Here is a 10,207-nt window from a genome sequence, read left to right as displayed (position 1 = left end):
CACCCAGACGTAGGTAGCCACCAGGAGGGTTTCTGCGTCAAGATAGTACAGGGGGTGCTCTCTGTGGGTTTCCATAGCACCCCCTCTTTTTTACATCCCCTGGGGTAGGTCAAGTAGCACACGAAGGAATATCTGGTCGCGGCCATCGCAAGCCCTTCGGGCCTCGTCACTACCAACTCGGTGGGGGGCCTAAGCCTACCCTCTCCGGTCGCCAGTCTGATTCTAGCCTCTGGACTAGATCCCCAGGCCATCAACTGCACCGCTAGCGAAACCCCACCCAAAACCCAGCAGCAAGACCTGGATAACGACAAAATTCCCCTTCAAGCCAGCTATTCCGTGGACTGCACGGTAGGCGACACCCGGCTCAAAGGCGCCATCGTGTTGAAGGACAACGACGATAATAACCCCAGAAGTGGCTACACTGTGGACACCGACCAGTATGAACTCACCTTCAACACCGGCAAAGCCAATGAGTCGGGCCTCAAGCTCGATCTGGATGTGGACGTAACCTGGAGCAACCCCAATTACGCTGTTCGCTACAACTTCAATTTTGAAATCTATGGCAGTGACGGGCGGTTTGGCACCACCTACGCCTACACTGTTACCTACATCCCCGACGATGCCCAGACGCCATTTGCAGGGGGCACCTTCAACTACGACGGTTCGCTGGATTTCCGCACGGCCACCAAGCTCTATCGGCTCACCGGCAAAGCCACAAGTCTCAAATACAGCAACACCTGCAAAGAAACCTTTGTGGGCGGAAGCTGGAGCCTGGAAGACACCCGTGGCAATAAGCTTCTGGTGGTCTACAATGCCTGCAACAACGTAACCGTAAGCTACAACGGCGAGGCGCTGTAGCCTGGCCGGGTTGTCAAGGCCATAAATCGCATCTGTTCATAAATCAGGCGAGTACCATAAAGGGTATGGCTCGCCTGATGATTTTTTTGTTGGTAATGCTTGGCCCAGCCTTGGCCCAGAACCTGCTCGCGTTGGCCCCCCAGGGGGCCGTGGCAGGGTTTTACATGAACGACCTGCGCGGCAGCCGCTACCTCGGCGGGCTGGCAGCCGACTGGAAGCAGAGCGGCATGGAGGCTTTTCTGGGCCGCGAACTGCGCAAGCAGGCTGGTGCCGACGCCAACCTGCTGGGCATCGCCGCGGGCGGCGTGGCCGTGGCCCTCTACAACGATGGGTTTTTTGTGATGGTTCGCCCTAGCGCCGCCGCCATGCAGGCCCTTCGCCAGGAGACCAAGGGCCTGCGACCCCAGGGGGGCTGGTTGGTAGGGGGCGACCGGGACGCCACCACCGGCATTAGCCGCGAGTTGGCCTTTATAGCCACCCCCAAGTATGCCCGTCTGTTCTTGCAAAACCGTCGGGGCTTGCAGGCTCCGGTGCGGGGCGACATCGTGCTCTGGGGCGCGCCGCCACAAGACCTGTTGCAAAGCCTGGATCTGCCCCCCAGGGCCAGCGGTGCAGCCCGTACCATCCGCCGCTTCAGTTACGCCATCCAGCTCACTGCCGGAGGCTACACCGAAGAGACCCGTCTGGATGTAAACCCGGCCGCCGACCCAGCCCTGGCCAGCCTGCTGCTGCCCAAAGAACGCCCCTACAACGCCGGGGAACTTCCCCAGGGCTACGCGGTTTCGACCGGCGTGCTTGACCTGAGCCGGGTAGGCGCCTATCTACCCGGTCTGCTGCGCGAGTTCGATGTGCGGCTTAACCTAGACTTACGGGCCTTTGGCGCACGTTTTGCCACCGTTACCGTGAAGGGCCCCCCGCCCGCACCCGACGGGCGGAGCGAGGCCATTCTGGGCCACAGCCTGATCTACTGGGAGATACGGGACCCCGCTACGGCCGAGGCCAACCTGCTGGCTTTGTTGCAAAGCCTGGCGGCCTTCTCTACACCCGATGGGCAGGGGGGCTTTAGGGTGCTTGGAAATGAGGGGGAGTTCAAGGTGGTGGAGATAGGTCTGGGCGGCACCCTTTACTACAAACTCGAGCCCAACCGGCTGGTCATTGCCACCAGCAAAAGCGCCCTGCAAGCGGTGAACAACCCCCCCTGGGGCCAGGATCCCAACTTCCGTCGTTTCCGCGCGCGCATTCCAGCCAATGCCATCGGCTATAGCTTTGGCAATCAGGGCTCGGCCCTCGAAGAACAACTTGGGCAGATCAGCAACGCCTTCCCACAAACCATCGGCGGCGAACTCGACCAGCAGACTTCCCAGGAGCTTGGCAGAGCCCTCACCGACTTTTTCGGGCGTCTGAGCAAACGCTTTGGCTCGGGGCTTTCCTATGCGGTAGTGGAAGGCAACAGCCTGATCAGCCGTGGTTTCTACGAGGTGCGGTGGTAAGGAAAGCCGGTGTAGCCAACCGCCCTTCAACACCGTCAGCGCTCGGCGAACTGGAAGAACAGCCGCACAAATCCGCTGGGGTCTATCCCTCCCTCCAACCCCAGGAAGAACTGTGGCGAGAGGAATAGCAGGCTACCCGCAAAGAGCTTGGGTGAGAGGGTACTGTTCACAAAGTTGTAGTCCACCCCAGCCGCCAGGTAGGGCACGAAGGGGATGACTATCAGACCAATTCGGGTCTCCAGGCCCGGCGTGAGGCGCTCGGTGGGGATGAAGTCCAGGCTGAGTTTGCTCTGCACGAACACGTCCTTGAGACCCAGTAGTTCGGCGTAGCGGTTGTCAATCCCACCCGAGAGCACCAGTCGGGGGAAAAACTGCGGCAGCCAACCAATGCCCACCTCGGCCCTGGCGTAGGCACTCGAGGTCAGTTCTGCACCCTCTTTGAGGGCGGTGCGGTATTCGACAAAGCCGTTGGGAACAATCAGAACCAGGGGGGCATCCAGGGGAACCGCGCGGATGCTTAGCCGTACCCCCCAGGTTAGGTTGGCATCGAGGGTGTCGGCGTACTCGAGTTCCCCCTCGAGCCCCAGTTTATTCGCACCAAAGTCGTAGCGAACCGCACCCCGCACCGAGAACCCCAGCGCAAACGCCGAACTCCCCAGTACCAAAGCTCCCATCATGAAGACCATCCACCATCGCCGCATGTTTGCCTCCAGTCTGGCGAGAGTATAACCCCAGAATAAAGGCCGAAGAGAAAAACCGCCGCCATCCTCATTGCATTCAGAGCAAAACCCCTAAGCTAAAGGAGTGCAGTTGGCCTTTGGACTGCCCTGGTTGTTGCTGCTGATTCCACCCACCCTGGGTTTGGTGTGGTGGTGGTATCGCAGGAGACGACCCCCGGAGCGCAAGATAGCTGGGCTTTGGCTCTGGCAAAAAGCGGTTCGCAAGGGGCGGGCCCGGCGGCGTTTCGATCTGCGGCTGTTTTTGTTGTTGCTCTCGGCCTTGCTGGGGTTGCTGGCCCTGACGATGCCAAAGGTCTCGCTCGACCGGCCCGGCGAGCTGGTGGTGGTGCTGGATGCCTCGGCCTCGATGGCGGCCACCGACGTCAGCCCCAGCCGCCTCGAGCGCGCCAAAGAACTTGCCCGCGAACGCTTGTCTGCTTCACCCAGGGCCGTTCTGGTGATAGCGGGCCGTTCGCTGCAAACCTTTGGCCCGGCTGCGGGGCGCAGCCTGCTGGGCAGCCTCGAGGGTCTGCGGCCCGAGGGTACCGACACCGACCTCGAAACCGCCGTGGCCAGGGGCAAAGCCTTATTGCCCAGTGCCCGCGTGCTGACCATTGCCGACAGGCCGACTCCCTCCGGGAGTGACGGCTACATCAACGTGGCCGGGAATGGAGCCAACGTGGGGATTACCGCCATCGGCCCCGGTTTTGTGGCGGTTGGCAATGCCGGGCCGGGGCTGTGGCGGGGCGAACTTCTGGTGGATGGCCGGCGCTATGCGCTGGAGGTTCCGGCCCTGGGTTACAGCAGCCTGGAAGTCCCCTCGAGCACGCCCAACGCCCGCATCGTGGGCAACGATGCCCTCACCCTGGACAACGAGGCCCGTTTTAGCAGGCGGCTGGTGCGGGTCGAGGTATCGGGGCGTTCACCCGCCCTCGAGCGCCTCCTGGCCCTGCTGGGAACCAGCCGGGGTAGCCCCGGCGAAATGGCTTTTGAGATTGGGACCCCCCGCCGCGAACCCGGCCGTTTCACCGTCTTTTTTGCTCGAGAGGCCAGCGGACAGGCCACGGTGTGGGATGTGGAGCGCACCCTCCCCTACTTGCGCGGGGCCGAGCTGGTCGGTTACAGCCTGCCAATCCCACCCGCTCCCGCCGCCCCCAACTGGCAACCCCTGGCCATCAGCGAAACCGGGCAGGCCCTGGCCTGGCACCACCCCAGCGGGGTCTACCTACCCCCTGCCGAAAGCCTGCAAAACCTACCCGCCTTTCCGGTATTGCTCTACAACCTGATTGCCCCCAGGGGCGAACTCAGGAGCGGCCTGCTCACCCCCAGCGAAACCTTCCTGCCACGCCCCCGCCCCGACCAACCCCTGCCTCCCACCCTCACCTTGCAACTGGCTCCCTGGCTGGCCCTGTTGGCAACCCTTCTGCTGGCCCTGGAGTTCTACTTCTTCCAGTACCGGGTGGCAAGGGAGCGCCTGGAAACCCTGCCCTCTCCAGCCTGAGCTCTGGGTGTTCAGGGCACTTTTCAGGACTCCGCTAAATACCCAAGGCTCCCCTGGACTTCTTTTACAATCGAGGGGATATGAACCGGGTGTTGTTGGGCGTACGGGGCATGGAGCGCCCCGAACAGGTGGAAAAGGTCTCGGCGGCCATCAAGAAGCTCGAGGGCGTCCAAGGCGTGCAGCCCGCCGATGTGGGGCAGCTCGAGGTCGAGTACGACCCCCAGCAGCTCACCGTAATGGACTTGATCCGGGTGGTGCGCGAACAGGGCTTCCTGGCGGGAATGCTCTAAACCCGCGTGCCGCTGGGCAAAGCAGCCCTTGAGCCGCAGACCCCGGATGGGGTTCAGGCCAGGGTCAGCTTCAGGTACTCCTTGGGCAGGGGTTTGCTCCACAACTCCCCCACACAGCCCTGCCTGGCTCCGCCCATAATCTTCCACAACACCATCACTTTTTCCGAGTCCCACTCGACAAAGGAGCGCAGGTTGCCATCGTGGCCGTCGTACTCGAGGGTGGGCGCACCCAGGAACCTGACCAGGTGGGCCTTCACAGCCTCGTAGAGATGCTCGACCGGCTGTTCGGCATGGACGGTAAATTCGATCAGGCGCAGGGTGCGCTGCTCGGGGGTTGGACCGTCGTCGGGGATGAATTTGGCGTACAGGTCGCATTGCAACCCGCCCAGACACTCTACCCGGTTCCAGACCAGGGTATCGGCAGAGGGACGCCGATCCTCGAAACCCAGTTTGCTGCGGGCCTGCCGATGGGTAGTGCGCCACTCCAGCGTTAGATCCAGGTGCTCCAGATAAAGCCCCTGGCCTAGTTGTTGCCACTTTTCTGCTTGTGAATCGGTCATATGCTGATGGGTCTCCTGGTCATATTTGCTATTGAGGACAGGCTAGGATACGGGCGTGCAGCGCAAGTATTTTGTATAAAACGAGCTTACAGCCATGTTATTAAAAACCCTTGCAATCGTGATTTGAGCTATCGGCGACTGCCCAGATTTTGATGGGCCGACCTATTTTGTGTACCAACAGCGTAAAGACTAAACCCCTCTACTGCCAACTTTGCGCGTGCGGGGCGCGTCGGAGCCTTTACTGCATACCCATCTTTCAACTTACCCGACCGCTGGCTGCATTTTAGGTTGCTCATGATGTACACTGAGTGCGTCTGAGGCAGGGCGCACCCGCCCAGGCATTGAAACCAGCCCCACAACCCAAGCGGCCCGTCCGTTTTCCAGCGTCTTTTTACTCCAAAAAAAGTGGAGTAAACTATTCAGGCTTTGTAAACGGATACCGATGGTTCATTGCTGATAGCCAAGAGCCCTTATCCATAAACGCCCACCGCTGGTTTCATGCCTGACCCACAGCAAAGGAGACCCAGATGGCCTATCGAGACGACTTCAAAACCCGCAAGAGCCTGTCCACCCGCATGGGCGAGGTGTTCTACTACGACATCATGGAGCTGGAAAAGCAAGGCATTGCACCGGTGTCCAAGCTCCCTTTTTCGATTCGAGTGATGCTCGAGAGCCTGCTGCGCAACCACGATGAGTACAAGGTGGCCCGTGAGGACGTAGTCAACCTCGCTAATTGGAAAGCCGACCCCGGCGAGGTCAATGTGCCCCTGATGCTGGCCCGGGTGATCCTGCAAGACTTCACCGGCGTGCCCGCTGTGGTGGATTTGGCCGCCATGCGCGACGCCATCGCCAAACTGGGCGGCGACCCCGAGCAGATTAACCCCGGCGTGCCAGTAGACCTGGTGATAGACCATAGCGTGCAGGTAGACTTCTTCGGCACTTCGTATGCCTTTGCCCAGAACGTGGAGCTCGAGTACCAGCGCAACGAGGAGCGTTACCTGCTGCTGAAGTGGGGCCAGCAGGCGCTCAAGGGCTTCCGCGCAGTGCCTCCGGGAACCGGCATCGTGCACCAGGTGAACCTCGAGTACCTGGCCTCGGTGGTGATGACACAGAAAGGCGAGGATGGGCGGCTCTATGCCTTCCCCGACAGCCTAGTGGGCACCGACTCCCACACCACCATGATCAACGGCCTGGGCGTGCTGGGCTGGGGCGTGGGCGGCATCGAGGCCGAGGCAGTGATGCTGGGCCAGCCCTACTATATGCTGGCCCCCAAGGTCATCGGCTTCAAGCTGACCGGCGAACTGCCCGAGGGGGCTACCGCCACCGACCTGGTGCTGCGCGTGACCGAGATGATCCGCAAGCACGGCGCGGTGGGTAAGTTTGTGGAATTCTACGGCCCTGGCGTGTCCAAGCTGCCCTTGGCCGACCGGGCTACCATTGCCAACATGTCGCCGGAGTACGGCGCGACCATGGGCTTCTTCCCCATAGACGAAGAGACCATCGCCTACCTCAAGCTGACCGGGCGCTCCGACGAGCAGGTAGACCTGGTGGAGAAGTACGCCAAGGCCGCCGGGTTTTGGCGCACCGACGATGCCGCGCCGGTGTATAGCGAGCACTTGGAGCTCGACCTCTCCACCGTGGTGCCCGCCCTGGCTGGCCCCAAGCGCCCCCAGGACCGGGTGAACCTGGGCGATGTGAAGAAGAGCTTCCTCGAGCACCTCACCAAAGACCCCAAGGAGCGCGGCTTTGGCCTTGGGCCCGATAAGCTAGACACCAAGGTAACGGTCAAGCGGGGCCTCGAGGAGTTCGACCTCCAGCACGGCTCGGTGGTGATTGCCGCCATTACCAGCTGCACCAACACCTCCAACCCCAGCGTGATGCTGGGCGCTGGCCTGCTGGCCAAAAAAGCTGTGGAGGCCGGCCTCGACACCCAGCCCTGGGTTAAGAGCAGCCTGGCCCCCGGCTCCAAGGTGGTAACCGAGTACCTGGACGCCGCCGGCCTCACCCCCTTCCTGGAAGCCCTCAAGTTTCACACCGTGGGCTACGGCTGCACCACCTGCATCGGCAACTCTGGGCCGCTGCCCGAAGACATTTCCAAGGCCGTGAAGGAGGGCGACCTGGTGGTGGCCGCGGTGCTCTCGGGCAACCGCAACTTCGAGGGCCGGGTCAACCCCGACGTCAAAGCCAACTACCTAGCCTCCCCCATGCTGGTGGTGGCCTATGCCCTCGCAGGCCGCATGGACATTGACTTCACCAGCGAACCCATCGGCTACGACCCCAACGGAAAGGCCATCCTCCTCAAGGACATCTGGCCCAGCCAGGAGGAGATCCGCCAGGCCGTGCACCGTACCCTCGACGCCGAGATGTTCCGCCGCCAGTACGCCACCGTCTTCGAGGGCGACGAGCGCTGGAAGGCCCTCCCGGCGCCCAGCGGCCAGCTCTACCAGTTCGACCCAAAGTCCACCTACATCCAGAACCCGCCCTTCTTCGAAAACCTGGGCCAAGCCCGCGAGATCGGCGATATCAAGGGGGCCCGGGTGCTGCTGCTCCTGGGCGACTCCATCACCACCGACCACATCTCACCCGCCGGCAACATCTCCAAAAACTCCCCCGCCGCCCGCTACCTGATGGGCCACGGGGTCGAACCCGCCGACTTCAACAGCTACGGCTCCCGCCGCGGCAACCACGAGGTGATGATGCGTGGCACCTTCGCCAACATCCGCATCCGTAACCTGATGCTGGACGGTAAGGAAGGCCCCTACACCAAGAAACTGCCCAAATCCGAGCGCGGAGCCGAGCCCGGCTCGGGCGAGGAGATGTTCGTCTACGACGCCGCCATGCAGTACAAGGCCGAAGGCACGCCCCTTGTAGTTATTGGCGGTATTGAGTACGGCAACGGTAGCAGCCGCGACTGGGCCGCCAAGGGCACGTACTTGCTGGGCGTGAAGGCGGTAATTGCCCAGAGCTTTGAGCGCATCCACCGCAGCAACCTGGTGGGCATGGGGGTACTACCCCTACAGTTCCAGCCCGGCCAGAGCGCGGCCAGCCTGGGCCTCACCGGTTACGAGGTGTTCGATATTCTGGGCCTCGAGGACATCACCCCCGGTAAGGAGCTCACCGTGGTGGCCACCCGCGCCGACGGCAGCCAGGTGAGCTTCCAGGTAAAGGTCCGCATAGACACCTTGGTAGAGGTGGACTACTACAAAAACGGCGGCATTCTGCAAACCGTGCTGAAGAACATGCTGGCCGAGAAACAGAAGGCGTAACGTGCATTTTTAGCGACGGCGGGGGCTTTGGTTCCCGCCGTTGTATTCTTAAGCCGTTATTGTGAAGCCGCGCAGGGTATTGGCAAAATAGCTTTCATACGCATTTCGGCAGTATCGTTCACTTCGGCAAGCCTAAACGATACTACCGAAATGCGTATACAACACCATAAAGCATTTCAACTTCATCACACATAACCAGGCAGGGGTCGGAATACAAATCTCGTGGCTTGAGAATACTGGTATTGCTGTACACGAAGGTATTTTTACTTTCACTGACCTAGCAGACGGCCTCAGAGATGTAGCAAAGTTTGCAGACCATCTATCTAATATGCAAGTGAATTTACCAAGTTGAGCGCCTCATTTGCCCCTGATGGTTGGGGTGACTCGAGCCAACCCCGACCCCTCCGCCGCGCTGGTGGGGTGCGCCTCGAGCCTCTGCTACACTTAACCCATGTTCGAGTTCGCCCAACTCCGCCAAATAGCCCGGCAGAACCGGGTCAAACGGCTCGAGTTGTTCGGCTCGGCAGCACGGGGCGCAGAGCCAAACGACTACGACTTTCTGGTACTGTTCGAGCCAATGGAGCCAATGGAGCCATTGGAACACGGCAGAGCCTATTTCCGGCTCAAGGAAACCCTCGAGTCCGCCCTGGGGAAACCTGTAGATTTGATTGAAATCGAGGCGGTTAAGAACCCCTATTTCCTAAAATCCATTGCCCCAGATCGAATGCTGGTTTATGCCGCTTGATCCCCGAACCTACCTTTTCGACATCCTTTAGGCCGTAGAGGCTATTGAGGAGTTCATCCAAGGCCAGACCTTCGAGTCCTATCAGGCCAGCCGCCTCTTGGCTTCGGCGGTAGAGCGACAGTTGAGCATCGTGGGCGAAGCCATGACCCAACTGCTCAAGCTCGAACCGAACGCCCCCATCACGGCTGCGAAACAGATCATCGCTTTTCGGAATATTCTGATCCATAACTACGCTAGGGTGTTTCCATGGGCTTTATGGTGAACCAGCGCAAGTAACAAGTTTGTAACAGAAACCCAGTAACATGAGCTATCTCAACTGGAGGAGTGTGTTATGGGTTCCATCCCTACTTTGCCGGGCCTCGTATCTACCATGGTCGAAACCCCTCGCCTCAAGATGCACGTGCTGCTGCGGGGCCCTTCCGACGGGATACCGGTGCTCCTGATTCACGGCAACGCCAGCAGCAATACCTTCTGGGAAGAAACCATGCTGGCCCTGCCCCTTGGCTACCGTGCCATCGCGCCCGACCTGCGCGGCTACGGCGACACCGAGGACAAACCCATTGACGCCACCCAGGGCTGCATGGACTGGGTAGACGACCTGCTCAATCTGATGGATCTGATGGGCTATGCCCGCTTTCACGTGGCAGGCCACTCGCTGGGCGGCAGCGTGGTCTGGGCTATGCTGGCGGCGGCCCCCGAGCGCATCTACACCGCCACCGTCATCGCGCCGGGCTCTCCTTTTGGCTTTGGCGGCACCAAAGACCCCCAAGGCACCCCC

Annotated in this window: 9 protein-coding genes; 7 read left to right on the top strand and 2 right to left on the bottom strand. The window is 60.9% G+C overall.

What is annotated here, in order from left to right:
* Positions 1–180: 180 nt before the first annotated feature.
* Positions 181–858, top strand: a complete 678-nt coding sequence (locus tag WKI89_RS17030; protein WP_337871574.1) for a hypothetical protein — start codon at positions 181–183, stop codon at positions 856–858.
* A 65-nt stretch (positions 859–923) separates the two neighbouring features.
* Complete coding sequence (locus WKI89_RS17025; RefSeq protein WP_337871573.1) at positions 924–2,348, top strand: hypothetical protein; 1,425 nt, start codon at positions 924–926, stop codon at positions 2,346–2,348.
* Between the two features lie 35 nt (positions 2,349–2,383).
* Here WKI89_RS17025 and WKI89_RS17020 read toward each other — a convergent pair whose 3' ends face one another.
* Positions 2,384–3,049 (bottom strand): hypothetical protein, encoded by a 666-nt coding sequence (locus tag WKI89_RS17020; RefSeq protein WP_337871572.1) that lies wholly within the window; start codon positions 3,047–3,049, stop codon positions 2,384–2,386.
* A gap of 103 nt (positions 3,050–3,152) precedes the next feature.
* Between WKI89_RS17020 and WKI89_RS17015 the strand changes: the two genes are divergently transcribed.
* Positions 3,153–4,568, top strand: coding sequence for a VWA domain-containing protein (locus tag WKI89_RS17015; protein WP_337871571.1), 1,416 nt, complete (start codon positions 3,153–3,155; stop codon positions 4,566–4,568).
* Positions 4,569–4,648: 80 nt separating this feature from the next.
* Positions 4,649–4,858 carry a heavy-metal-associated domain-containing protein gene (locus WKI89_RS17010; protein WP_337871570.1) on the top strand — a complete coding sequence of 70 codons (210 nt, stop codon included), beginning with the start codon at positions 4,649–4,651 and terminating at the stop codon, positions 4,856–4,858.
* Positions 4,859–4,911: 53 nt separating this feature from the next.
* Here the strand turns inward: WKI89_RS17010 and WKI89_RS17005 are convergent, their stop codons facing one another.
* A complete protein-coding gene (locus WKI89_RS17005) occupies positions 4,912–5,418 on the bottom strand; it encodes a hypothetical protein (RefSeq protein ID WP_337871569.1) in 507 nt (168 codons plus the stop codon).
* 527 nt (positions 5,419–5,945) lie between these two features.
* Here WKI89_RS17005 and acnA point away from each other — a divergent pair.
* The 3 genes from acnA to WKI89_RS16990 form a co-directional block, all read left to right on the top strand.
* Positions 5,946–8,684 carry an aconitate hydratase AcnA gene (gene acnA / locus WKI89_RS17000; RefSeq protein WP_337871568.1) on the top strand — a complete coding sequence of 913 codons (2,739 nt, stop codon included), beginning with the start codon at positions 5,946–5,948 and terminating at the stop codon, positions 8,682–8,684.
* A gap of 451 nt (positions 8,685–9,135) precedes the next feature.
* Positions 9,136–9,429, top strand: a complete 294-nt coding sequence (locus WKI89_RS16995; RefSeq protein WP_337871567.1) for a nucleotidyltransferase domain-containing protein — start codon at positions 9,136–9,138, stop codon at positions 9,427–9,429.
* A 331-nt stretch (positions 9,430–9,760) separates the two neighbouring features.
* The coding region (locus WKI89_RS16990) for an alpha/beta hydrolase (RefSeq protein WP_337871566.1) at positions 9,761–10,207 on the top strand (447 nt) is incomplete at its 3' end.

The sequence above is a fragment of the Meiothermus sp. genome (genome assembly GCF_037443965.1).
Lineage (GTDB): Bacteria > Deinococcota > Deinococci > Deinococcales > Thermaceae > Meiothermus.
The sequence above is the reverse complement of the archived record's forward strand: the minus strand, read 5'-3'. Positions and strand labels throughout refer to the sequence as shown.